Annotated in this window: 25 protein-coding genes and 1 tRNA gene; 14 read left to right on the top strand and 12 right to left on the bottom strand. The window is 71.9% G+C overall.

Annotated features, from left to right (window positions below; genetic code table 11):
- Nucleotides 1–39: 39 nt before the first annotated feature.
- Entirely contained in the window at nt 40–885 is an 846-nt protein-coding gene (locus tag FHS08_RS11585; protein ID WP_167039114.1) for a transglutaminase domain-containing protein, read from the bottom strand.
- A 194-nt stretch (nt 886–1,079) separates the two neighbouring features.
- Between FHS08_RS11585 and FHS08_RS11580 the strand changes: the two genes are divergently transcribed.
- Both FHS08_RS11580 and FHS08_RS11575 read left to right on the top strand, forming a co-directional pair.
- Complete coding sequence (locus FHS08_RS11580) at nt 1,080–1,859, top strand: SGNH/GDSL hydrolase family protein (RefSeq protein ID WP_167039112.1); 780 nt, start codon at nt 1,080–1,082, stop codon at nt 1,857–1,859.
- 36 nt (nt 1,860–1,895) lie between these two features.
- Nucleotides 1,896–2,579, top strand: a complete 684-nt coding sequence (locus tag FHS08_RS11575; protein ID WP_167039110.1) for a DJ-1/PfpI family protein — start codon at nt 1,896–1,898, stop codon at nt 2,577–2,579.
- Nucleotides 2,580–2,657: 78 nt separating this feature from the next.
- Here the strand turns inward: FHS08_RS11575 and FHS08_RS11570 are convergent.
- The 4 genes from FHS08_RS11570 to FHS08_RS11555 all read right to left on the bottom strand — a co-directional run bounded on the left by FHS08_RS11570 (nt 2,658) and on the right by FHS08_RS11555 (nt 5,609).
- A tRNA-Arg gene (locus FHS08_RS11570) sits at nt 2,658–2,730 on the bottom strand.
- 253 nt (nt 2,731–2,983) lie between these two features.
- Nucleotides 2,984–3,886 (bottom strand): type II CAAX endopeptidase family protein, encoded by a 903-nt coding sequence (locus FHS08_RS11565; protein WP_167039108.1) that lies wholly within the window; start codon nt 3,884–3,886, stop codon nt 2,984–2,986.
- A 5-nt stretch (nt 3,887–3,891) separates the two neighbouring features.
- Nucleotides 3,892–4,575, bottom strand: a complete 684-nt coding sequence (trmB, locus tag FHS08_RS11560; RefSeq protein ID WP_208382529.1) for a tRNA (guanosine(46)-N7)-methyltransferase TrmB — start codon at nt 4,573–4,575, stop codon at nt 3,892–3,894.
- Between the two features lie 203 nt (nt 4,576–4,778).
- Nucleotides 4,779–5,609: a DUF3097 family protein gene (locus FHS08_RS11555; RefSeq protein WP_167039104.1), complete on the bottom strand. Its 831-nt coding sequence runs from the start codon at nt 5,607–5,609 to the stop codon at nt 4,779–4,781.
- A gap of 157 nt (nt 5,610–5,766) precedes the next feature.
- Here FHS08_RS11555 and FHS08_RS11550 point away from each other — a divergent pair, with 157 nt between their 5' ends.
- The 4 genes from FHS08_RS11550 (at nt 5,767) to FHS08_RS11535 (ending at nt 10,042) form a co-directional block, all read left to right on the top strand.
- The gene (locus FHS08_RS11550) at nt 5,767–7,806 is read left to right on the top strand and encodes a TPM domain-containing protein (RefSeq protein WP_167039102.1); all 2,040 of its coding nucleotides are present in this window, start codon (nt 5,767–5,769) and stop codon (nt 7,804–7,806) included.
- Nucleotides 7,807–7,881: 75 nt separating this feature from the next.
- Nucleotides 7,882–8,643, top strand: a complete 762-nt coding sequence (locus tag FHS08_RS11545; RefSeq protein ID WP_167039100.1) for a PspA/IM30 family protein — start codon at nt 7,882–7,884, stop codon at nt 8,641–8,643.
- Between the two features lie 122 nt (nt 8,644–8,765).
- Nucleotides 8,766–9,587: an arginase family protein gene (locus tag FHS08_RS11540; RefSeq protein ID WP_167039098.1), complete on the top strand. Its 822-nt coding sequence runs from the start codon at nt 8,766–8,768 to the stop codon at nt 9,585–9,587.
- On the top strand, nt 9,584–10,042 hold the full coding sequence (locus FHS08_RS11535) for a Fe-S oxidoreductase (RefSeq protein ID WP_167039096.1): 459 nt from the start codon (nt 9,584–9,586) through the stop codon (nt 10,040–10,042). Before FHS08_RS11540 ends, FHS08_RS11535 begins: the two co-directional genes overlap by 4 nt.
- A 76-nt stretch (nt 10,043–10,118) precedes the next feature.
- Here the strand turns inward: FHS08_RS11535 and FHS08_RS11530 are convergent, their stop codons facing one another.
- From FHS08_RS11530 to FHS08_RS11515, 4 genes are read right to left on the bottom strand one after another with little or no spacing between them, the layout of a single operon-like run.
- Complete coding sequence (locus tag FHS08_RS11530) at nt 10,119–10,661, bottom strand: hypothetical protein (RefSeq protein ID WP_167039094.1); 543 nt, start codon at nt 10,659–10,661, stop codon at nt 10,119–10,121.
- Between the two features lie 35 nt (nt 10,662–10,696).
- Complete coding sequence (locus FHS08_RS11525) at nt 10,697–11,170, bottom strand: SIP domain-containing protein (RefSeq protein ID WP_167039092.1); 474 nt, start codon at nt 11,168–11,170, stop codon at nt 10,697–10,699.
- Nucleotides 11,171–11,203: 33 nt separating this feature from the next.
- Nucleotides 11,204–11,950 (bottom strand): tyrosine-protein phosphatase, encoded by a 747-nt coding sequence (locus FHS08_RS11520; protein WP_167039090.1) that lies wholly within the window; start codon nt 11,948–11,950, stop codon nt 11,204–11,206.
- Nucleotides 11,947–12,426, bottom strand: a complete 480-nt coding sequence (locus FHS08_RS11515; RefSeq protein ID WP_167039088.1) for a carboxymuconolactone decarboxylase family protein — start codon at nt 12,424–12,426, stop codon at nt 11,947–11,949. Before FHS08_RS11515 ends, FHS08_RS11520 begins: the two co-directional genes overlap by 4 nt.
- Nucleotides 12,427–12,478: 52 nt before the next feature.
- Between FHS08_RS11515 and FHS08_RS11510 the strand changes: the two genes are divergently transcribed.
- The 8 genes from FHS08_RS11510 (at nt 12,479) to FHS08_RS11475 (ending at nt 20,155) form a co-directional block, all read left to right on the top strand.
- The gene (locus FHS08_RS11510; protein ID WP_341800390.1) at nt 12,479–13,417 is read left to right on the top strand and encodes an alpha/beta fold hydrolase; all 939 of its coding nucleotides are present in this window, start codon (nt 12,479–12,481) and stop codon (nt 13,415–13,417) included.
- Between the two features lie 130 nt (nt 13,418–13,547).
- A complete protein-coding gene (locus FHS08_RS11505) occupies nt 13,548–15,053 on the top strand; it encodes an ABC transporter substrate-binding protein (protein WP_167039084.1) in 1,506 nt (501 codons plus the stop codon).
- Nucleotides 15,050–16,000, top strand: coding sequence for an ABC transporter permease subunit (locus FHS08_RS11500; protein ID WP_167039082.1), 951 nt, complete (start codon nt 15,050–15,052; stop codon nt 15,998–16,000). The genes FHS08_RS11505 and FHS08_RS11500 overlap by 4 nt, the downstream gene beginning before the upstream one ends.
- Nucleotides 15,997–16,983, top strand: a complete 987-nt coding sequence (locus tag FHS08_RS11495; RefSeq protein ID WP_167039080.1) for an ABC transporter permease — start codon at nt 15,997–15,999, stop codon at nt 16,981–16,983. Before FHS08_RS11500 ends, FHS08_RS11495 begins: the two co-directional genes overlap by 4 nt.
- Nucleotides 16,984–17,032: 49 nt before the next feature.
- Nucleotides 17,033–17,866, top strand: coding sequence for an ATP-binding cassette domain-containing protein (locus FHS08_RS11490; RefSeq protein ID WP_167039078.1), 834 nt, complete (start codon nt 17,033–17,035; stop codon nt 17,864–17,866).
- On the top strand, nt 17,863–18,654 hold the full coding sequence (locus tag FHS08_RS11485) for an ATP-binding cassette domain-containing protein (RefSeq protein WP_167039076.1): 792 nt from the start codon (nt 17,863–17,865) through the stop codon (nt 18,652–18,654). The genes FHS08_RS11490 and FHS08_RS11485 overlap by 4 nt, the downstream gene beginning before the upstream one ends.
- Nucleotides 18,655–18,723: 69 nt before the next feature.
- Nucleotides 18,724–19,791, top strand: a complete 1,068-nt coding sequence (locus tag FHS08_RS11480) for a M4 family metallopeptidase (RefSeq protein ID WP_167039074.1) — start codon at nt 18,724–18,726, stop codon at nt 19,789–19,791.
- A complete protein-coding gene (locus tag FHS08_RS11475) occupies nt 19,769–20,155 on the top strand; it encodes a protealysin inhibitor emfourin (RefSeq protein WP_167039072.1) in 387 nt (128 codons plus the stop codon). The genes FHS08_RS11480 and FHS08_RS11475 overlap by 23 nt, the downstream gene beginning before the upstream one ends.
- Here the strand turns inward: FHS08_RS11475 and FHS08_RS11470 are convergent.
- The 3 genes from FHS08_RS11470 to FHS08_RS11460 are packed head-to-tail and all read right to left on the bottom strand — an operon-like array spanning nt 20,115 to nt 22,238.
- The gene (locus FHS08_RS11470; RefSeq protein WP_167039070.1) at nt 20,115–20,738 is read right to left on the bottom strand and encodes a GNAT family N-acetyltransferase; all 624 of its coding nucleotides are present in this window, start codon (nt 20,736–20,738) and stop codon (nt 20,115–20,117) included. The genes FHS08_RS11475 and FHS08_RS11470 overlap by 41 nt on opposite strands.
- A gap of 10 nt (nt 20,739–20,748) precedes the next feature.
- On the bottom strand, nt 20,749–21,441 hold the full coding sequence (locus FHS08_RS11465; protein ID WP_167039068.1) for a uracil-DNA glycosylase: 693 nt from the start codon (nt 21,439–21,441) through the stop codon (nt 20,749–20,751).
- 20 nt (nt 21,442–21,461) lie between these two features.
- On the bottom strand, nt 21,462–22,238 hold the full coding sequence (locus FHS08_RS11460; RefSeq protein ID WP_167039066.1) for an SDR family oxidoreductase: 777 nt from the start codon (nt 22,236–22,238) through the stop codon (nt 21,462–21,464).
- Nucleotides 22,239–22,279: the final 41 nt, after the last annotated feature.

Raw genomic sequence — 22,279 nt, 5'->3', positions numbered from 1 at the left:
CCCGTCAAGTCTACGGGGAGGGCCTGTGCGTCCCCGGGGTCACGCGAGCTGGACGAGCTCGAGGAAGTCGTCGGCGGAAGGGTCGGAGACATCCGCGAGATCCGGTGCGAGGTCGTCGCCCGCGACGTCGTCGGGCACGACGATCGCGTCGACGCGCATGCGCGTGAGACCCACGTAGCCGCCGTGGTAACTGAGGAACGCGCAGTCGGCGGCGTCGCGTCCCGTCGCGATGCGCACGAGGGAGCGGCGGTTCGACAGGCGCGTCGCGTCGATGACGTACCAGGCGCCGTCGAAGTAGGCCTCGGCGACGGCGTGGAAGTCCATCGGGCGCAGCCCGGGCGCGAAGCAGGCGGCGTAGCGGGCGGGCATGTCCATGGCGCGCAGAAGCGCGATGACGACGTGCGCGTAGTCGCGGCACACGCCCTGACCCGTCATGAGCGTCGTGACGGCGGAGTCGGTGCCGTGACTGAGCCCCGGCGTGTAGGTCGTGCTCGACGCGACGAACTCGGACACGGCGGCGATGAGTTCGTAGCCGTGCAGCCCCTTGAACTGGCGGCGCGCCTGCTGGAACACCTCGTCGGACTGGCAGTAGCGGCTCGGGCGCAGGTAGGTGATGGCCTCGAGATCGCTCGTGCGGCTCGTCGAGGTCTGCCCCTCGACGGCGGCCTCGTATCGCACGTGCAGGAGTCCGGACTCGCCCGTGAGGCGGTGCAGGCGGCTGCCGGACTGGTCGACGATCTCGGTCGGCGTGTAGACGCGATCGCCCTGTGTGAACGTCAGCTCCTCGCTCACGACGGGCACCTGCTGGGCCGCCGTGATCTGCAGGATGAGGTCGATCGACGCCCCCAGTTCGAGGTCGAGTTCGGCGGTCACGAGGCGTTGCACCTCGGTATCCTCGCACGGCGGATCGGGGGCGCCGCAATCGCTTGTGCACAGTCCATCGACGGGCGCCAGGAATGGCCGTTCGGGGCTGTCGATGCACGCGGAAAGACGCCGTCCGGCCCCTTCTTCGCACGACTCGTGCCCCTTCTTCGCACGACTCGTGCCGCACCCGCCCCGACGTGACGTACCCTCGGCTCATGAACCCGCCCGGGCGCCTGCGCGTGCGGCGCCCGTACGGCATCCTGATCGCCGCGGCCGTCGCCGTCGCGCTCGTGTGCGCTGTCGCGCTCTGGCGCCCGTGGGCGGCTCCCGCTCCCCAGGTCGCGCAGGCGTCGGGGACGGATGCCGCCGCCCCCGCGCCGCTCGCGCTGCCCGAGCATCCGAGAGTCCTCGTCTTCGGCGACTCGTGGACGTACGGATCGGCCGCGAAGGCGCCGACCCTCGGCTATGCGTACGTCCTCGCCGACCGGCTCGGATGGGATGCCGTCGTCGACGGCGTGCGCGGCAGCGGCTATCTCAAGCCCGGGATCGATGGAGGCACCTACGGCGAGCGGATCGCCGCGCTCGACCCCGACCTCGATCCCGACCTCGTCATCGTCGAGGGCTCCATCAACGACCGCCGGCTCGCCGCGGAGGGATACCGGGATGCCGTGGCCGCCGCATGGGACGCGCTGGCGGCGCTCTACCCGGACGCCGAGATCGTCGTCCTCGGCCCGGCGCCGCAGGTCCTGCCGGTGCAGAGGGCGACGGCGCGCATCGACCGGGATCTCGCGGATCTCGCGGCGGAGCGCGGCTGGCGGTACGTCTCGCCGATCCGCGAGGCGTGGATCACGGACGCGAACTACGCCTGGGTGATCGACACCGGGGCGGGCAAGGACCACCCCTCGACCGACGGCCACGCGTACCTGGCCGAGCGGCTCGCGGCCGCGCTCACCGCGTTCGCGACGGGCGCCGCGGTCACCGCCGACGGCGGCTGAGCGCGCGGCCTCGCGCCCGACCGGCAGAATGGGCGCGTGGAGAACGGCATCCGCTTCGTCGCCCTCGTCTTCCCCGGGATCACGCAGCTCGACCTGACCGGTCCCCTTCAGGTGTTCGCGCAGCTGCCAGGAGCCGTCGTCGACGTCGCGTGGCACCGCATCGAGCCGATCGCGACGGACGGCGGCTTCTCGATCCTTCCCAGCACGACGTTCGACACGGCGCCACAGGCCGACGTCCTCCTCGTGCCGGGCGGGCAGGGCGCGTTCGAGCTGATGGCCGACGAGGCGGCTCTCGAGTTCGTCCGCCGGCAGGGGTCCCGCGCCCGCTACGTCACGAGCGTGTGCACGGGCGCCTTCGTGCTCGGGGCGGCAGGCCTGCTGCGAGGCCGCCGGGCCACGACGCACTGGGCATCGCATTCCATGCTGAGCATGCTCGGCGCCATCCCCGTGCAGGCACGGGTCGTGCAGGACGGCGACCTCATCACGGGGGGCGGGATCACGAGCGGGATCGACTTCGGGCTGGTCGTCGCGGCCGAGCTCTTCGGGGCGGACGCCGCCAAGCGCGTCCAGCTGTCGATGGAGTACGACCCCCGACCGCCGTTCGATGCGGGGTCGCCGACCGCTCCCGATGTCGATCGAGGAATGGTCGACGCCCTTCCCGCGATCATGCGGGAGCGCCGCGAGCCGCTCGTGCGGGCCGCAGCCGCACGGCTCGCGTAGCCGGAGCATCGAGCAGCAGCACCGGCGCCACGGACGCGGAACGCAAGAAATCCCAGGCTCGACCTGGGATTTCTTCAGTGCCCCCGACAGGAATCGAACCTGCGACCTTTGGTACCGGAAACCAACGCTCTATCCCCTGAGCTACGGAGGCGTACCGAACGAGGCTATCACCGCGCCGCGCGGCATCCTGACAGCGCACATGAAGATCGCCCCGGGGCCGAGGCCTCGGGGCGATCATCAGGTGCGAGTCGTGGTCTCCGTGTCTGGTTCCCTCTCGGGTTCCTCGTCTCCGTTTTCCTCTCGCAGAACCGAACGTACTCCGAACTCGGACGTCGTCAAGAGTTCACCTCGAAGTCACTTCGACCTTCACGTGAGAGTCGAGACGTCGCGCTCGGGATGCCGCCTCAGACGAGGAAGAGCCAGTCCAGCATCCCCGGATTGTGGGCGTGCACGAGGACGAGGAACACGATCGCGTCGAACAGGAGGTGCACCGTCACGACGTACGCGAGCGAGCGCGTGCGCAGGAAGATGAAGCCCTGCAGCAGCGCGAACGGGACCGTGAGCACGGGTCCCCACGCGCGGTAGCCCAGCTCCCAGAGGAACGACACGAAGACGACGGACTGCAGGATGTTGGCCTGCCAGTCCGGGAAGTGCCGACGCAGCAGCGCGAAGACCGTGCAGACGAAGAAGAGCTCGTCCCAGATGCCGACGGCGCCGACGCCCACGAACAGGCGCGCGATGAGCTCGGGCGTGTCGACGACCGGCCAGTTGAGGTACACGCCGGACGTGATGAAGTAGAACGGCAGGATCAGCCACCCGAGCACGAGCACGGCGACGAGCCACACCCACTGGAACGCCGACCACCGGGATCCGCCGCGCCACGGGAACCGGATCGCGCGGTCGCCGAAGACGAACCTCGACACGAAGTACGGCACCGCGACCGCGCCGCCGAGCGCGACCGCGAACCGCAGCATGGCGAGGTTGCCGAGTTCGGCCGCGAGCGGGATCGCACTGACGATGAGAAGCCCCACGGCGATGAGCGACAGATCGCGCAGAAGGCTCGGAGCGCGTCGCGCGCCGACGAGCCGTGCGGTGTCGAGCCGAGCGCCCGCGCGCACCTCGGCATCCGCCTCGGCGGGCGCGCGCGCCACGATGGCCGACGCCGCGAGCCCCGTCGCGAGCAGGGCCCATCCGAGCCACGGCACGCGTGCGACGAAGAAGGCGGGCGCCGCGAGGCACACGAGCAGCGCGGGTGCGAGCGCCCACGAGAAGGCGGGCCGGGAGCCGGATGCGGGGAGGGCCGGCATGCCGATCAGTCCGTCGCGCCGGCGGTCGGGCGCGGCACGCGTCGGTACACGAGGTCGCGGATGTCGCGTCCCGCCCGCGCGCCCTTGCGCTCGAACGCGGTCAGGACGCGCCCGTCGAAGCGCGGGGCCCACTCGCCCTCGAACGCGCGCTCGAAGTCGTCGGCGGGGTCGAGGGTGTCGCGCATCTGCAGCGCGTAGTCCTCCCAGTCGGTGGCCAGGCGCAGCATCCCGCCGTCCTCCAGCGCGGCGGCTGCGACGGCCGCGAACTCCGGCGTCACGAGACGGCGCTTCGTGTGCTTCTTCTTGTGCCACGGATCGGGGAAGAAGATCCACAGCTCGGTCGCGCTCGCAGGCGGCAGCAGGTGCTGCAGGACTTCGGGGGCGTTCGCCTCGACGAGGCGGAGGTTGCGCGCGCCGGCACGGTCGGCGTCGAGCATCGTGCGGGCGAGCCCCGCGCGGAAGACCTCGATCGCCAGGAAGTCCGTGTCGGGGCGGGATGCCGCGGCATGCACGATCGCGTGCCCCTGGCCCGACCCGATCTCCACGACGAGCGGCGCTTCGCGGCCCCACACGGCGACGGGGTCGATCGCGGAGCCGGGGAGGATGCTCGTCGCCGCGACGTCGCGGCTCACGCCGATGACGTACTGCGGTGCGAGCTCGCTCCACGCGCGGTCCTGCGCCTCCGACATCCGTCCGCTGCGCCGCACGAACGAGACGGGGCGCTCGCGGAAGACGCGCGGCTCGGCGGGACTGTCAGGCACCTCTCCAGGCTACCGACGCGAGGCGGGCGACCCGGACGGCTCTCCCGGCGCGAGCCCCGGCCGGCATCCCGCCGGCGGATCGAACCGAGACTCGGGATGCGGGTCCCTGCTGTCGACAGCGGCCGGCGCGACTACGCCGTCACGAAGTCGATGAGCTCCTCGACCCGCCCGAGGAGGGCCGGCTCGAGATCGCGGTACGTGGAGACGCGGGCGAGGATGCGCTGCCAGGCGCGCGCGATGTCGGCCTGCGAGTCGGCGGGCCAGCCGAGCGCGCGGCACACACCGACCTTGAACTCGGTGCCGCGCGGAACCTCCGGCCAGCGTGCGATGCCGAGCGCGCGCGGCGTCACGCATTGCCACACGTCGATGAAGGGATGCCCCACGATCCGGATGTGTGCGCCGTGGCGTCCGGCGAGGACCCGCTCCGCGATGCGCGCCTCTTTGGAGCCCGGGACGAGGTGGTCGACCAGCACGCCGTACCGACGCTGCGCCGACGGCGGCTCCTCGTCGAGCGCGGCCTCCAGCAGATCGACCCCCTGCAGGAACTCGACGACGACGCCCTCGGCCCGCAGATCGTCGCCCCAGACCTTCTCGACGAGCTCGGCGTCGTGGCGCCCTTCGACGAGGATCCGGCTCGGCCGCGCGACGCGCGCACGCGTGTCGGGAGCTGCGAACGACCCCGACGCCGTGCGCTTCGGGCCGGCGGAGGCTGCGGCGGGCGGCATGAGCACGACATCCTCGCCGTCCACGAGGAATCCGGGTCCCAGCGGGAACAGCCGCCGTCGTCCGAGCCTGTCCTCGAGCTCGACATGCCCCGCGGCGACGGCGACGACGGCGCCGCAGAAGCCGTCGCCCGCGACCTCGACGACGAGATCGCGGGATGCCGCGACCCGCGGCACCGTCTTCCGGTGGCGCTCGCGCCACCCGGCGGCGAGCACGTCGGTGCCGTAACGATCGTCCATGGGATGCCTCCGAACCCGCAACGCTACCGGCGCGACCGTTCGACGCGGAGCAGCGACCCGCCCGTCACAGGGCCCCGCTGGACCTACCGCGGCATGCGCCCGCGTGCATAGACTCACCAGCGGGGGCATGGATCTGCGTCCCCGAGGAGGGGAGAACATGCGTGCGCGATGGGCAGCGGCGCTCACAGCGGCTCTTGCGTTGATGCTCGCGGCGGCGGGGGGCGCGGCATCCGCCACCGATCCCGTCACGCTCGGCTCGGCCCACGTGCTGGACGAGGCGGGGGTGCTCGGCTCGCAGGCGTCGGAGGTGGAGGCGCGCCTGGAGCGTCTGTCGGCCGACACCGACGTCGACCTCTGGGTCGTCTACGTCGACGACTTCACGGGCGCTTCGGGCCCGGAGGACTGGGCGAACACGACCGCGGAGCAGAACGGGCTCGGGCCCAGCCAGTACCTTCTCGCCGTCGCCACGGAGGGCCGCCAGTTCTACCTCTCGGGCGACTCCAGCGGGCCGGTGTCGCCCGAGCAGCTCAACGCGATCGAGCAGCAGCGCATCCAGCCCGCGCTCAGCGACGACGACTGGGCGGGCGCCGCGATCGCAGCGGCCGACGGACTGACCGACGCCGTCGGCGGAGGCGGAGGCGGGGGCGGTCTGTTCACGGGCCTGCTCATCTTCGTCGTCATCGCGGCGATCATCGGCGTCGTCGTCTGGCTCGTCGTCCGCAGCCGTCGCAGAGCCAGGCAGCCTGCCGTCGTCGGCGCCCCGACGCCGTCCGAGCTCGACGGGCTCGACACCAAGGAGCTCGTGCGGCGCGCGGCATCCGCCCTCGTGCAGACCGACGACGCCGTCAAGACCAGCGAGCAGGAGCTCGGCTTCGCGAAGGCCCAGTTCGGGGATGCCGCGACCGTCGAGTTCGAGCAGGCGCTCGCGACGGCCAAAGCCGACCTCGACAAGGCCTTCTCCATCAAGCAGAGGCTCGACGACGCGACGCCGGACTCCGAGTCGGAGGTCCGCTCGTGGAACTCCGAGATCCTGCAGCTGCTCGGCGAGGCGAACTCGCAGCTCGACGAGAAGGCCGTGGCCTTCGACGAGCTGCGCAAGCTCGAGCAGAACGCGCCCGAAGCGCTCGCGCGCGTGCAGGAGCTCCGCGCGAAGGCGGCGGCCGAGATCGACCGCGCCGAGACGATGCTGCACGCGCTGGCGAGCTCGTACGCGCCGCAGGCCCTCGCGACCGTCGCAGACAACCCCGACCAGGCGCGTCAGCGCATCGCCTTCGCCGACGAGCAGCTCGCCGCGGCGCAGCAGGCGATCGGCGCGGGCAACGGCGGCCAGGCCGCCGTCGGCATCCGCGCTGCGGAGGAGGCGGTCGGGCAGGCGACGCTCCTCGAAGACGCGATCGAGAAGCTCGGCGGCGACCTCGCGAAGGGCGAGACCGACGCGTCCGCCCTCATCGCAGACCTCGAGAGCGACATCGCGGCAGCGTCGGCCCTGCCCGACCCGGACGGTCGGCTCGCGGGCATCGTCGCAGCGACGCGTCAGCAGGTCGACGCCGCCCGCGCAGATCTGACCGGCACGCAGAAGCGCCCGCTCGCGACGCTCAAGGCGCTGGAAGCAGCAAACCAGCAGATCGACGGCGTCGTGCAGGGCATCCGCGACGCGCAGGCCCAGGCGCAGCGCGCGCGACAGCAGCTGAGCCAGACGATCACGCAGGCGCAGGCCCAGGTGTCGGCGGCGGAGGACTACATCACCGCCCGCCGCGGCGCGATCGGCGCCGAGGCCCGCACGCGGCTCGCGGAGGCCGGCGCATCCATCGTGCAGGCCCAGCAGCTGCAGGCGACGGACCCGGCACAGGCGCTGCAGCACGCGCAGCGCGCGAACCAGCTCGCGGGCCAGGCGATCCAGTACGCGCAGAACGACGTCGGCTCCTTCCAGGGCGGCGGCGGACTCGGCGGGATGCTCGGCGGCGGGGGCGGTGGCAACAGCGGCGGAGGCGGGATGCTGGGCGCCGTCCTGGGCGGCATCGTCATCAACTCCCTGCTCAGCGGCGGCGGCGGCAGAGGCTCGTCCGGCGGACTCGGCGGGATCTTCGGCGGAGGAGGCGGGGGCGGGTTCGGCGGTGGCGGCGGTGGCGGCGGACTCAGCCCCGGGAGTTTCGGCGGAGGCGGAACGCGCGCCCGCCGGGGAGGCGGTCGCTTCTAGGCACACTCCGCGCAGGCCGCGCCGCGGCATCCACTCTCCCAGTGAACGACCAACCTCATCAGGAAGGAAACACCGATGGCAAAGCAGTCCATCTTCGGTCGCATCTCGACCCTCGTGAAGGCCAACATCAACTCGCTCCTCGACTCCGCCGAGGACCCCCAGAAGATGCTCGACCAGCTGGTCCGCGACTACACGAACAACATCGCGGACGCGGAGTCGGCGATCGCCGAGACGATCGGCAACCTGCGCCTGCTCGAGCGCGACCACGAAGAGGACGTCCAGGCGGCCTCGGAGTGGGGCAACAAGGCGCTCGCCGCGAGCCGAAAGGCCGACGAGCTGCGCTCGAGCGGCCACACGGCCGAGGCCGACAAGTTCGACGACCTCGCCAAGATCGCCCTCCAGCGCCAGATCGGCTCCGAGCGCGAGGCGCGGGCGGCCGAGCCCCAGATCGCGGCGCAGACCGAGGTCGTCGACAAGCTCAAGAGCGGCCTGAACGGCATGAAGCAGAAGCTCGGCGAGCTCAAGACGAAGGCTGCGGAGCTCGTCGCGCGTCAGAAGACCGCGGAGGCCCAGAACAAGGTCGTCGACGCCGTCAAGTCGATCGACGTCATGGATCCCACGAGCGACCTCGGCCGCTTCGAGGAGAAGGTCCGTCGCGTCGAGGCGCAGGCTCAGGGCAAGGCCGAGCTCGCGGCGTCGAGCCTGGACGCGCAGTTCGAGAACCTGGAGGACCTCGGCGAGCTCACGGAGGTCGAGGCGCGCCTCGCCGCGCTCAAGGTGGGGTCGACCCCCGCACAGTCCGCCATCGACGCGCCGAGCGCGCCGTACACGCCGTAGCCGCACGTCGGCACGTCGACGCCGGGCTCCTTCGGGGTCCGGCGTCGACGCGTGCGCGGCCTGCGGCATGTCACCGGCTGCACAGGATGCCGCGGCCCCGCGCCGTGCACCAAGATGAGGGGATGACCCGATTCGTCGTGGTGCCGCAATGGCAGGGATCCCCATCGTCGCGTGCGATGCAGCTCATCGACGGTGCGCAGGCCATCGCCGGCGACCTCCCCCGCGCGGCGACGACGGTGCTCGATGTCCCCATGGAGGCCGGCGAATCGCTCGGGACGGGCGTGCACCGGCTCAGCGCGCTCCTGCGCGTGCGCGGCATCCTCGCCGAAGCGCTCGCAGGACACACCGAGCCCGTGCTCGTCGTGGGCGGAGACTGCGGCGTCGCTGTCGCTCCCGTGGCCCACGCCGTGTCACGCCATCCTGGGCTCGCCGTCGTGTGGATCGACGCCCACCCCGACCTCAACACGGCCGAGGCGTCGCCCTCGGGCGCGTTCAGCGGCATGGTGCTGCGCGCGATCCTCGGCGACGGCCCCGAGGGGCTCGCGCTCGCGACGGGCTCGGTCCCGGCCTCCCGCGTCGTGCTCGCGGCTGCGAGATCCTTCGACGACGAGGAGGACGAGTTCGTCGGGGCGAGCGGGATCCAGGTCGTGTCCGCGGACGCACTGGCCGATCCCGAGGCGCTGCTCGCGGCCGTCCGCGCGACGGGCGCCGATTCCGTGTACGTGCACGTCGACGTCGACGCGCTCGACCCGTCCGCGATCGCCGGCAACGCGCATCCCGAGCCGTTCGGCGCGGCCCTCGCCGATCTCACGGCCGCGCTCGCGCGCCTGCGCGCCGAGCTCCCGCTCGTGGGGGCGAGCATCGCGGGCTACTCCCCCGCATCCGTCGACGCCGCCGCCGACGACCTCGGCGCGATCCTGCGGATCGTCGGGGCCCTCGCGTGAGCCCGATCCCGTCCCCTCCCTCTGGGTGGCGGGCCGCCGCGGAGCGCGCCCTGGTCCGCGGCCGCACGATCGACCGGTTCATCCCCCCGTTCCTGCTCGAGAGCCCGATCAGCCTGGCGGGGTACTGGTACGGCAGCGCGGTGGGATGGCTCTGGGGCTCGATCCTGAGCACGGGGCGCATCGAGCGTCGCGGCGGCCTGTGGGTCTTCACCGGCCTGCCGACCTGGGCGTTCCCCCGCGGCGGCGTGTGCGTCGGCGGCTGCTTCCTGACGGGCGACGCCGTCGTGACCGAGCGCCTGCTCGCGCACGAGGCCGTGCACGCGCGGCAGTGGCGCCGCTACGGCTTCCTCATGCCGCTGCTGTACACGCTCGCGGGGCGCGATCCGCTGCGCAACCGCTTCGAGATCGAGGCGGGGCTCGAAGACGGGAACTACATCCCGCGCGGCGCGCGCTGACGAGTCACGCCGTTTCGGGCCGGCATCCCGCGCTCGGACGATCCTCCGAAGTCTGTGACCCGTGCGCGGCGCCTGGTCAGGCGTGCGCGGACGCGGCGAGCCCCACGCGATGCGCGGCGCGGCCCAGCGACACGATGACGATGGCCGGGATGACGATCCAGAACAGGTTCGGCAGGAGCGCCACCATGAGGAATCCGACGATGTCGCCGCGCTCGAGCGACTGGCGCGTCATCTCGAGCCCGCTCGAGGCCTCGACGAGGAAGTAGATGACCGTCTTCCAGAACGTCGCGACGCTCACGATGAGCCCGACGACGACGCCCGACCAGCGCCTCCGGTGGACGAGCACCCACACGATCGCGATGACCTCGACGAGGTTCGCCCAGCTCTGCGCACTGCCGAAGGCGTCGAACCCCGCGTACCGGTGGTCGAACGACGAGTAGAACACGTGCCCCGGCCACATCCCCGCGAGCGGTCCGCCCGCATGCGAGACGGGCCCGAGCAGCACATAGAGGGCGTCGTAGGTCTGGATGATCGCCGAGATCGTGAGCCACACGACGACCCACGGCGGCAGCCGGAGGTCGCTCGAGCGGACGGCAGGGGCGGCGACGGTCGCGGTCATGGCGCGAGGATAGCCGCCCGCGGCGGAATGTCGCGTCAGCGCGCGGTCGCGAGTCCGAACCGCTCCGGGGTGTGGATGCCGGCGGCCGGGATGCCGAGGTGCGACGTCAGGTGGTCGACGATGTCGGCAGTGCCCAGGTATCCGCCGAGCAGGTGCACGCGGGTCGCGTCGCCGCGCTCGTCGGCATCGCACAGCATCTCGTCGGCCCATGCCGTGACGGCGCGCACGAGCGCCTGTCCAGAGACGCAGCTGCGGCCCGTGCCGGGGTCGCCCGTGCGGCGCGAACGGTCGAGCCAGGTGACCGTCATGCGCGCGGGAACCGACAGCGGAGCCTCCCACGAGCCATCGGGGACCTCGATGAACACGCGGCCCGTCGAGCAGATCGGCAGCGTCGCCAGCAGAGCCTCGAGCTCGGCCAGCGAGGCCTCGTCGGCCGTGATGAGATGCTGCACGCGCGTGTGGCGCGAGGAGCGGCAGGACGCGGCGTTGTGCTCTGAGGTGCTGGACATGACACCCCCACTATACGCCGAAGATAGGCATGCCTAACCTCTGCTGTGCTGAGAGCTCTCTCCGCGTTCGATGAGGACGCGGCGCAGCTCGCGCAGCTCGTCGGGTTCGAGGCCGTGCGCTTCGAGATAGCCGGCGGCCGACCCGAACCGGGCAGAGAGCCCGCCCAGGAGCTCCCGCATGACGGGTGCGGGCGATCTGCTCACGAGGTCCTCGAGATTGCGCGCATCCGGATGCTGCGCCCGCAGCCAACCCAGAACGGCGCGGCTGCGCCGAACGGGGAGGAACGTCTCGGTGCGCGCGTAGTCCGCGACCACCGCCTCCTCGTCGACGCCGGCGGCGGCGAGCGTCAGGGCGACCGTGACGCCCGTGCGGTCCTTGCCTGCCGTGCACTGGATGAGCACGGGCTGGTCGGCGACGATCCCGCGCACGACCTCGACCACGGCGGGGGCGGCGTCGTCGACGATGTGGCGGTAGAGCTCCGAGAGCGACACGTCGTCGGCGAAGAACGAGCCGACCGAGCCCAGGAACAGCGGCACGCGCTGGACCGTGACGCCGAGGCCTTCGAAGACGCTCGGAGCCGAGGCGATCTCCTCGTCGGCCCGCAGGTCGATGACGCGGCGCAGCCGCAGGCCCGCGAGCGCTGCGCGCCCCGACGCGCCGAGACGGCCCGGCTGGCCTGCGCGGTACAGGACGCCCGCGCGCGTTCGGCCCTCTTGCGCCGGCAGCCCCCCGACGTCGCGGAGATTGACGGCGCCGGGGACGAGAGGGCCGGTCGTCATGCCTGCGCCGCGGGCACACGCGGCGGCACGGGGTAGCGCCCCGCGATCGCCACCCGGTTGAACGCGTTGATCGAGACGAGGATCCAGCTCAGCGCGACATACTCCGGCTCGCTCAGGATGCCGCCGACGTGCTCGTACACGTCGTCGGGCACTCCTCCGTCGTGGATGAACGTGAACGCCTCGGCCAGCTCGAGGGCGGCGCGCTCGCGCTCCGTGAAGACCCCGGACTCGCGCCACGTCGGAAGCTGCGCGATCAGGTCGGCGTCGAGTCCCGCCGCGACGGCCCTGTCGACGTGCACCCGGACGCAGAACGCGCATCCGTTCAGCTGCGACGCGTGGATCTGCACGAGCTCCTTGAGACGCCCGTCGATGCCGGCCTCCGCCGCGATCGTGCCGACGGTCTTCGAGAACGCGTCGAGGGTCTTGTAGGCCTCGGGGGCGGAGCGGGAGAGGTGCACGCGTCGTTCTTCGCTCATGCGGTCAGCCTACCCAGCGCCCGGCCAGGCCCGGGCGGGGCAGAATGGGCGGGTGACCGAACCCGTCGACGAGTTCTCGTTCCTTCCGGCCCAGGCCTCCGACTGGGGCATTCCCGGGCCCGTCCCCCGCGGCGAGCGGCTGAGCATCGCGCTCCCCGACGGACGCACTCTGAGCGCGCTGCGGTACGGAGACGGCCCGCCCGTCGTCACCTTCGTGCACGGCGCGGGGCTCAACGCCCACACGTGGGACTCGACCATCCTGGCTCTGGGCCTTCCCGCCCTCGCGGTCGACCTTCCCGGCCACGGCGACTCCTCGTGGCGCCCCGACGCCGCGTACGTCGCCGCGACGCTGGCCCCCGACGTCGTCGCGGGCGTCGAGGCGTGGACCGACCGGCCGCAGCTTCTCGTCGGGCAGTCGCTCGGCGGGCTCACTGCGGCGGCGGTCGCGGCATCCCGTCCCGACCTCGTCCGCGAGCTCGTCGTGGTCGACATCACCCCAGGCATCGCGTCGACGGGCGGGCCCGCGCAGCTGCGCGAGTTCTTCTCGGGGCCGGCCGACTGGGCGTCGCGCGACGAGCTCGTCGACCGTGCGCTCGCCTTCGGGCTCGGCGGGTCCCGCGCGGCGGCCGAGCGGGGCGTGTTCCACAACTCGCGCGTGCGCCCGGACGGGCGGGTCGAGTGGAAGCATCACTTCGCCCGCCTCGCGAACGAGCTGTCGCGCTCGCCCGAGGCGGCCGCGGCAGCCGCCGCAGGACAGGACGCCCTCGGCGCCGTGCTCTCGGAGAGCGGATGGCACGACCTCGAAGGGGTCCAGGCGCCCGTCACGCTCGTCCGCGGAGACCACGGCTACGTGACGGACGAGGATGCCGCGGAGTTCGCGCGGCGGCTGCCCGCGGCATCCGTCGAGGTCGTCGTGTCGGGCCACAACGTGCAGGAGGAGCTCCCCGTCGACCTGGGAAGGCGTCTGCGGGCGCGCGCGGACGGCGCCTGACGCTTCTGTTTCGTTGCGGGACCCCCGTGCGACACGAGGTTGCCGCGTTCTCTAGGCTTGTCTACCGCACCGAGCATCCGGCTCACTCCGGCATCCCCGCAGCACGGGATGCCCCTCCGAAAGGAATCCCATGCTTCGCCGCACCGCCATCGTCGCCGCGACTCTCGCCGCCGGCGCACTGCTCCTGACCGCCTGCACGGGCGGGGGCGGCCAGACGCCGACGAGCGGCGCCTCGCCCGACGCCGACGCCTCGGTCGCGATCCGTCTGGTCCTGGAGCCCGGCAACCTCGACATCCGCGAGACGGCGGGCGCCGCGCTCGATCAGATCCTCGTCGACAACATCTACCAGGGCCTGGTCGCGCGCACGCCCGAGCAGGAGATCGTGCCCGCGCTCGCGAGCGACTGGGACATCTCGCCCGACGGACTCACCTACACGTTCACCCTCCGCGAGGGCGTCACGTTCCACGACGGTCAGGAGCTCACCGCACAGGACGTCGTGTGGTCGCTCCAGACCCGCCAGAGCACCCCCACCTGGCGCGACTCCGCACGTCTGGCGAACGTCTCGTCGATCACGGCCGACGGCCAGACGATCACGCTGACGCTGTCGGCTCCCGACTCGACGCTGCTGTGGAACCTCACGGGACGCGCCGGCCTCGTCTTGAAGGAGGGCGACACGATCGACTACAAGACCAAGACGAACGGCACGGGGCCGTTCGTGCTGGGGTCGTGGCGGCAGGGCGACAGCATCACGTTCGAGCGCAACGACGCGTACTGGGGCGACAAGCCCTCCGTCGCCGAGGTCGTCTTCGACTACATCCCCGACAACCAGGCCGCCCTCAACGCGGCGCTCGCCGGCGAGGTCGACGTCGTGACGGGCTTCGACGCCAACCTGCGCGACCGCATCGAGGCGAACGGCGACTTCGAGGTCGTGCTCGGGAAGTCGACCGACAAGGGCACGCTCGCGTTCAACCAGACCACGGGCCCGCTCGCCGACAAGCGCGTGCGCCAGGCCATCCGTCAGGCGATCGACCACGACGCCCTCGTCGAGGCGCTCGGCGCGGGTCAGACGCAGTTCGGGCCCATCCCCGAGCTCGACCCCGGCTACGAGGACCTCTCCGAGGTCGCGCCGTACGATCCCGACGCCGCGAGGGCCCTCCTGAAGGAGGCCGGCGCCGAGAACCTCTCCCTCACGCTCACGATCCCGTCGTTCTACGTCACGACGATCCCGCAGGTGCTCGTCTCCGACCTCAACGACGTCGGCATCACGCTCACGGTCGAGTCCGTCGAGTTCCCGACGTGGCTCAACGACGTCTACGTCAACAAGGACTTCGAGCTCAGCTTCGTCCTGCACACGGAGGCGCGCGACTTCGAGAACTGGGCGAACCCGGACTACTACTTCACGTACGACAACCCCGAGGTGCAGCGCCTGTACGCCGAGTCGGTCGCGGCGACGAGCGATGAGGAGGCCGCGGATCTGCTGAAGCAGGCAGCGCGCATCGTCTCGGAGGACATGGCCGCCGACTGGCTCTTCAACGGCTCCTCCGTCGTGGCCGTCGGCGCTAACATCGCGGGTATGCCGACGGTCAACGTGAACGAGCGTCTCAACATCGCTGAGCTCACCAAGAGCGACGGGTGACCAGGTACGCGCTGACACGTCTGGCCCTGCTTGTGCTCGGGCTCTTCGTCGCCAGCGCGGTCATCTTCCTCACCCTGCGCGTGCTCCCGGGCGACATCGCCCAGGTGATCGCGGGAACCAACAGCACGCCGGAGCAGGTGGCGGGCATCCGGGAGCGGCTCGGGCTCGACCGTCCGCTCCCGGTGCAGTATCTGGACTGGATCGGCGGAGTCTTCCGCGCAGACCTCGGGAGATCGCTGCTGACGGGCACGCCCGTCGCCGACGAGCTGGCGGAGAAGGCCGAGGTCACGGTGCCGCTCGGCATCCTGTCCCTCGTCATCGCGCTCGCCATCAGCCTGCCGCTCGGCGTCCTGTCCGCCATGTGGCGCGGGCGCGCGGCGGGCACGGCCCTGAGCGTGACGGCGCAGGGCCTGGCCGCAGTCCCCGTCGTGTGGGCCGGCATGGTGCTCGTCGTCGTCTTCGCGGTGTGGCTCGGCTGGCTTCCGGCACAGGGGTTCCCGCGGGCGGGGTGGGATCAGCCGGCGCTCGCGCTGCGGTCCCTCCTGCTCCCCGCCCTCACGATCGGGATCGTCGAAGGGGCGATGCTGTTGCGGTTCGTGCGCAGCGCGACCCTGCAGGCGGTCGGTCAGGACTATGTGCGCACGGCCGCCGCCAAGGGCCTCACGCGCGACGCGGCGCTCATCCGGCACGGCCTGCCGAACGTCGGCCTCTCCGTCATCACGGTGCTGGGGCTCCAGATCGCCGGCATCATCGTCGGGTCCGTCGTGATCGAGCAGCTGTTCGGGCTTCCCGGCATCGGCCGGATGCTCGTCGCGGACGTCGCCAACCGCGATCTGCCGAAAGTCCAGGGCGAGCTGCTCGTGCTCACGAGCTTCGTCCTCATCGTGGGGTTCCTCGTCGACCTCGTGCACCGCGTCATCGACCCCCGGCAGAGGGAGTCGGCATGAGCGACCCTTCGAGGCGCTCGCGACCCGACGCCGGCGCTGCGCGCGAGACGCCGGCGGATGCCGTGCCCGCCGTCGACGACGGCCCTCCGTCGCGCTGGGCGTGGCTCGGGCGCCTCTGGCGCATCTCGACGGGACGGTTCGGCCTCATCGTCGTGGGCGTCATCGTCGTGACGGCGATCGTCGCCCGGTTCTGGACGCCGTTCAACCCCCAGCAGGTGCAGATCTCCGCGCGATGGCTCGGCCCCGGGTGGCCGCACGTTCTCGGCACGGACGGATCGGGACGCGACATCCTGAGCCTTCTCATGGCGGGCGCCCGCACGACCGTGTGGGTCGCGGTCGGCGCAGGACTCGTCGCGACGGCGATCGGGATCGCGCTCGCGGCGCTCGGGGCCCTCACGGCGCGGTGGGTGCGCGAGTCGGTCGCCGTCCTGGTCGACATCCTCATCGCCTTCCCCGTCCTGCTGATCGCGATGATGATCTCGGCGATCTGGGGCGGGTCGCTGTGGGTCGTCATCGTGTCGGTCGGAATCGGGTTCGGCGTCAACATCGCCCGCGTCACGAGGCCCGAGCTGCGACGCGTGCTGCACAGCGACTTCGTGCTCGCCGGCCGGGCCTCCGGCCTGACCCCGGGCCGCAACCTCCTCCGGCACCTGCTGCCCAACGTCGCGCCCGTCTTCATCGTGCAGCTGTCGTGGGCGATGGCCGTCGCCGTCCTCGCGGAGGCGGGCCTGTCCTACCTGGGGTTCGGCGCGCCCGTCACGGAGCCGTCGTGGGGGCTCCTCCTCGCGCAGCTGCAGCAGTTCATGACGGTGTACCCGCTGTCCGTCGTGTGGCCCGGCCTCGCGATCACCGTGACGGTGCTCGGGCTCAACCTCCTGGGAGACGCCCTGCGTGAGGCGACCGACCCGACCCTGTCGCACGGGCGCGACCCGCTGCACCCGCCGCGCGGCGCGATCCGGCACGTCCCGGGGGTCGTCGGATGAGCACGCGTCCCGCGCGCCGGCGCGCCGATCGCCCGAAGGGGACGATGAGATGAGTCTCGCTGTGCGCGATCTCACGATCGACCTCGGCGGTCGCCGGGTCCTCGACGGCGTGTCGTTCGACGTCCCCGACGGCGCGCGGATCGGGCTCATCGGCGAGTCGGGCTCGGGGAAGTCGCTGACCGCGCTCGCGATCCTGGGGCTGCTCCCGGAAGGGGCTGAGACGGGCGGGTCGATCCGATGGGACGGCCGCGAGCTCCTGGGCCTTCCCGACCGCGAGCTCGCGCGGCTGCGCGGGGACGACATCGGCATCGTGTTCCAGGAGCCGCGCACGGCCCTCAACCCGATCCGCACGGTCGGCCGGCAGATCGCGGAGTCGATCCGCATCCACGAGGGGCTCTCGAAGCGAGAAGCGCGAGAGCGCGCCGTCGCCGAGGCGGCACGTGTCGCGCTCCCGGATCCCGAGCACATCGTCGCGCGATACCCGCACCAGCTCTCCGGCGGACAGCGGCAGCGCGTCGCGATCGCGATGGCGCTCGCGTGCCGGCCGCGGCTGCTCATCGCCGACGAGCCCACGACGGCACTCGACGTCACGATCCAGGCCGAGATCCTCGACCTGCTGCTCTCGCTCGTCGACGACGACGGGATGTCGCTCGTGTTCATCACGCACGACCTCGCGGTCCTGTCCCAGATCGCGACGGACGGGGTCGTGCTCGAACACGGGCGCGTCGTCGAGCAGGCCGCAGTGCCGACGCTGCTGACCTCCCCCGTCTCCCCCGTCACACAGGGTCTCCTGCGCGACGCGACGGCGACCCTGTGGCGTCCGGGTGGCCTGCCCGACGGCGCGCCAGGGGTCGGGGGCCAAGGCCAGGGAGGGCCGGTGTGAGCGACCTCATCCGCGCGCGGGGGCTGACGCGACGGTATCCGACCCCCAAGACCAGGCTCTTCGAGCCCGCGCGATTCACGACGGCGCTCGACGACGTCGACCTCGATGTGCGCGAAGGCGCGTCCGTCGGCATCATCGGCGAGTCGGGCTCGGGCAAGTCGACGCTCGTGCGCCTGCTGCTGGCGCTGGACGCTCCGACGGCGGGCACCGTCGAGTTCGACGGCAGGCCCGTGGATGCCGCGGCCCCGGCGCGCTCGCTGCACTGGCTGCGCCGCGAGACCGGCATCGTGTTCCAGGACCCCTATGCGTCGCTCGACCCGCGCATGAGCGTCGGCCGCATCGTCGCGGAGCCGCTGTGGGCGCTGGGCATCCCGGGCGATCACCGCGCGCGCGTTCGCGAGGTCTTGAGGGAGGTGGGGCTCGAGCCCGCGATGGCCGACCGCTTCCCGCACGAGTTCTCGGGCGGGCAGCGTCAGCGCATCGCGATCGCCCGGGCCATCGTGCATCGGCCGCGCGTGCTCGTGGGCGACGAGCCCCTGTCGGCGCTGGATGTGACCGTCCGTGCGCAGGTCCTCGGGCTGCTCGGCGAGCTCAAGGCCCGTGACGGCCTGACCCTCCTGCTCGTCTCGCACGACATCGGCATCGTGCAGAACCTGTGCGATGACGTCGTGGTGATGAAGGACGGGCGCATCGTCGAGGAGGGGCCGACCGAGAAGGTGCTCCTGCAGCCCCAGGTCGCATACACGCGACGGCTCCTGTCGTCGATCCCCGTCATCGACCCGAACTGACCTCGGGGCCGACGTGCGGCCCTCCGCGCGCCGGGGCCGCGTGTCCCACCGCGCGGATAGCCTCGGATCATGACCGCGATCGTCCCCCCGTATCTCCTGGCCCGGATCGCCGCGATCGGCGAGCCGCGCTTCCCGCGCGCCGCCGACGCCGCACGGGCCACGCTCGCGGTCTCGCGAGAGTACCGGCCGGTGCGCAAGCGCCTCGTGCTGTCGATCGAGGAGCCCGGGACACTCGTCGCCGAGACGTCGCCGGCACCCGACCGGGTCGTGTCCGATGCGCAGAACCGCGAGCGGCTCCCCGGCGTCCGCGTTCGCGGCGAGGACGACCCGCCGACGGGCGACGAGTCCGTCGACGAGGCCTTCGACGGGCTCGGGGCGACCTTCGACTTCTGGTGGGAGGCGTTCGCGCGAACGGGCATCGACGGCGACAACGCCCCCCTGCTGGCGACGGTGCACTTCGGCCGCGACTACGACAACGCCTTCTGGAACGGCGAGCGCATGGTCTTCGGCGACGGCGACGGCGAGGTGTTCACAGGATTCACGAACTCGCTCACCGTCATCGCCCACGAGCTCGCGCACGGCGTCACCGAGCATGCGGGCGGTCTCGTCTACGACGGGCAGTCCGGTGCGCTCAACGAGTCGATCTCGGATGTGTTCGGCGTCCTGGCCGAGCAGCACCTGCGGGGCCAGACGGCCGACGAGGCGGACTGGCTGGTCGGCGCGGAGATCTTCACGCAGGCCGTGCAGGGCGTCGCCCTCCGCTCCCTCAAGGCCCCGGGGACGGCATACGACGACGACGTGCTCGGCAAGGACCCGCAGCCGGCGCACATGCGGGACTTCGTGAAGACGACCGACGACAACGGCGGCGTCCACATCAACTCCGGCATCCCGAACCACGCGTTCTACCTCGCGGCGACGGCTCTCGGGGGCCACGCGTGGGAGCGCGCGGGCCTCGTCTGGTATCGCACGCTGACCTCCGGCATCCTGTCGAAGACGGCGACGTTCGCCGAGTTCGCGCGAGCGACCCTCGACACCGCGACCGCGGAGTACGGTGAGGAATCTGAGGAGGTCGCCGCCGTCCGCACGGGGTGGACGGACGTCGGCGTCATCGACGATGGGACTGGACGAGCCGGCTGACGACGCAGGACGCGGCGACGCGCGCGACGTGCTGCTCGTCGTGCGCGTCGTGCGCACGGGCGGCTTCGCCGGGCTGCGGCGCGAGTGGAAGGCCGAGCCCCCACCGGACGAGGCGCCCCGCTGGATCGGCCTCATCGACGAGTGCCCGTGGGAGGCGGCGGCATCCCCCGCTCCTGCGCGCGGGGCCGACACGTTCCAGTGGCGGATCAGTGCACGGTGCGCCGACGACCCGCCGCGCAGTGCCGCCCTGTCGGACGATCAGCTGCGCGGCCCGTGGCGGGACCTCGTCGACGAGGTGCGCGCCTACGGAGCGCCGGACGAGCCTAGGCGTCGGCCTTCCGGGAGAACAGGGTCTTCTTCTTGACGGGCTTGAGCGACTTCTGCAGGTAGATCGTGCCGAGCCAGCGACCGAACTTGAAGCCGACGCGACCCAGCCGCCCCGTCTCGACGAAGCCCAGCTTCTCGTGGAGCGCGACGGATGCCTCGGCGCCCTTGTCGCTGATGACGGCGACCATCTCACGGATGCCCGCCTGCTCGCACGCCTCGATGAGGGCGACCAGGAGCGCCCGGCCGAGCCCCTTGCCGGTGGCGGCGTGCCCCAGGTAGATCGAGTTCTCGACCGTGAAGCGATACGCCGACTTGCCCGAGAGCGGCTGCACGAGCGCGTAGCCGAGGATCTGCCCCGACGGCGACTGCGCGACGAGGAAGGGCATCTTGAGCCGCTGAAGGTAGAGCGCCTTGTCGCGCCACTGCGCCATCGTCCACCTCTTCTCGTCGAAGGTGACGACCGAGTTGGTGACGTAGTAGTTGTAGATCTCGCGGATGTCGGGCAGGTCGCGCTCCTGCACGGACCGGATCTCGTACGAGAACGGCCGCTCGGGCTCCGGCCGCTTGCGCAGGTGTGCAGGAAGCACGCGGCGGCTCTTCTCGTACTCCTCCTCCAGCATGCCGACAAGCCTACGCGGGCAGCCGCCAGTCGACCCGAGCGGCTCCCTGCCGTTCGAGCAGCGCGTCGGCGCGGGAGAACGGCTTCGACCCGAAGAACCCGCGGCTCGCCGACAGCGGCGACGGATGCGGCGACTCGATGATCGGGGTCGGCCCCAGCAAGGGTCGCAGGTTGGCGGCGTCCCTCCCCCAGAGGATCGCGACGAGGGGCGCATCGCGCGCGACGAGCGTGCGGATCGCGTGCTCCGTGACCTTCTCCCAGCCCCATCCGCGGTGGGATGCCGGCATCCCCGGCGCGACCGTCAGCACCCTGTTGAGCAGCATCACGCCCTGATCGCTCCACGCGGACAGATCGCCGTGCGCCGCGCGGGGGATGCCGAGGTCTGCTTCGAGCTCCTGATAGATGTTCGCGAGGCTGCGCGGAAGCGGCCGCACGTGCCGGTCGACGGCGAACGAGAGCCCGATCGGGTGCCCCGGCGTCGGGTACGGGTCCTGGCCGACGATGAGCACCTTGACGTCGTCGAGGGGGCGCTGGAAGGCGCGCAGGACGCGGTCGCCGGACGGCAGGTACCGCCGTCCGGCGGCAGTCTCCGCGCGGAGGCGATCGCCCAGGGCCGCGATGTCGGGGGCGACGGGCGCGAGAGCGTCTGCCCACCCCGCGTCGATGAGGCCCGCCCCGGCGAGCTCCGGAAGCGTCATCGCCATCCCGGGATCCTCCGCGTGCGTCAGTAGCCGCGCGGGCGCAGCGGCCCCCGCGCGAGGAGGTGCTGGGCCGACTGCGCGACGGGCCGCATCGTGATGAGGTCGAGGTTGACGTGCCCCGGTGTCTCGAGCGCGTAGCGGATGACGTCCGCGACGTCGCCCGCCGTCAGCGGGGCCTCGACGCCGTCGTAGACCTTGTCGGCCGCCGCGCGGTCGCCGCCGAGCCTGTTGAGCGTGAACTCGTCCGTGCGCACCATCCCGGGGGCGACCTCGACGACCCTGATCGGCTCGCCGTTGAGCTCGAGCCGCAGCGCGTGCAGGAGCATCGACTCGCCGGCCTTGGCCGCGTTGTAGCCGGCACCCCCGGGGTACGCCGTCTGCGCGGCGGTCGATGTGACGAAGAGCGCGTCGACGTGGCCGTCGGATGCCGCGGTCTCCCGCAGCAGGGGAAGAAGCGCCGCGACGAGCCGCTGCGACGACAGGACGTTGACCTCGAACATCCACTGCCAGTCGGCGGGGTCGCCGTCCTCGACGCGGTCGGTCCCCCGCGCTCCGCCCGCGACGTGGACGAGCGCATGAACGGGACCGGAGCCGGCGAGCCACTCCGTGAGCGCCTCGATGTCTGCAGGACTCGTGAGGTCGGCCGCGTAGGCGGCGACGCCGATCTCGTCTTCGAGCGCCTGCAGGCGCTCGGCTCGCCGCGCGACGGCGACGACATCCCATCCGCTCGCCCGCAGCGCCCTCGCGGTGGCCTCTCCTATGCCTGAGCTCGCTCCCGTCACGACTGCACGTCTGGTCATGGCTCCCACGGTACCGGCAGAGGTTACGTCACATTTCCCAG

Source organism: Microbacterium ulmi (assembly GCF_011759705.1).
Lineage (GTDB): Bacteria > Actinomycetota > Actinomycetes > Actinomycetales > Microbacteriaceae > Microbacterium > Microbacterium ulmi.
Note: the sequence above shows the minus strand (reverse complement) of the source record. Positions and strands in the feature narration are given on the sequence as shown.